The organism is Microbacterium umsixpiens, assembly GCF_053543675.1.
In genome coordinates, this window is the sequence record NZ_JBLVOH010000205.1 from 1 (window position 1) to 960 (window position 960).

A 960-nucleotide genomic window follows, 5' to 3' on the forward strand; every position below is an offset into this window, starting at 1 on the left:
AAGACGGCCTCGAGCTCGTCGAGACCGGCCTCGCCCAAGACGTCCGGGTCGCCGACCCGCTGGCCGATGCGGCCAGTCGCTATCTGTACGAGGCGGGCGGCAAGCGCATCCGTCCCGTGCTCACGCTGCTCGCCGCCCAGCTCGGCGACGGCAACACCTCCGAGGTGATCGATGTCGCCAAGGCGCTGGAGATCACCCACCTGGGTTCGCTGTATCACGACGACGTCATGGACGGCGCCGACCGCCGTCGTGGCGTGCCGGCGGCGCATGCCGTGTGGGGCAACAACATCGCCATCCTCACCGGCGACATCCTCTTCTCCCGCGCCAGCCAGCTGATGTCCCGGCTCGGTGAGCGCGCCATCCGGCTCCAGGCCGACACGTTCGAGCGCCTGGTCCTCGGTCAGATGCACGAGACCCTCGGGCCGCAGCAGGACGACGACCCGATCGCGTTCTACATCCAGGTGCTCGCCGACAAGACCGGCTCTCTCATCGCCGCCGCCACGCAGGGCGGTGTGATCTTCTCCAACGCGCCGAGCGAGTACGAGGAGCCGCTGCGCGTGTACGGCGAGAAGATCGGCGTCGCGTTCCAGCTGCTCGACGATGTGATCGACCTGTCGGCCAAGCCCGAAGAGACCGGGAAGGTGCCGGGTACCGATCTCCGCGCCGGCGTCCCGACCATGCCGTACCTGCTGCTGAAGGCCGAGCCCGATGACGCCGCCGTCGACCTCGCGGCGCGCATCGATGACGGGGTGGCCCTCATCGCCGATGGCGCCGACCCCGCGATCCTCGACGGCCCGCTCGACGAGCTGCGCGATCACCGGGTGACGCAGAAGACCCTCGAACTCGCGCACGCGTGGACGCGGGATGCCGTCGACGCGCTCGCACCGCTGCCGCGTGGCACCGTGCGCGAGGCGCTGACCCGATTCGCAGAGACCCTCGCCGAACGCTCCAGCTGATCGC

Annotated in this window: 1 protein-coding gene; it reads left to right on the forward strand. The window is 69.9% G+C overall.

Translation table 11 applies throughout. The features are described 5' to 3' along the window. Nucleotides 1-956, forward strand: a 956-nt coding sequence (locus tag ACNPM4_RS17940) for a polyprenyl synthetase family protein (RefSeq protein ID WP_448986588.1), incomplete at its 5' end; no start/stop codon positions are given. Between the last annotated feature and the right edge of the window lie 4 nt (nucleotides 957-960).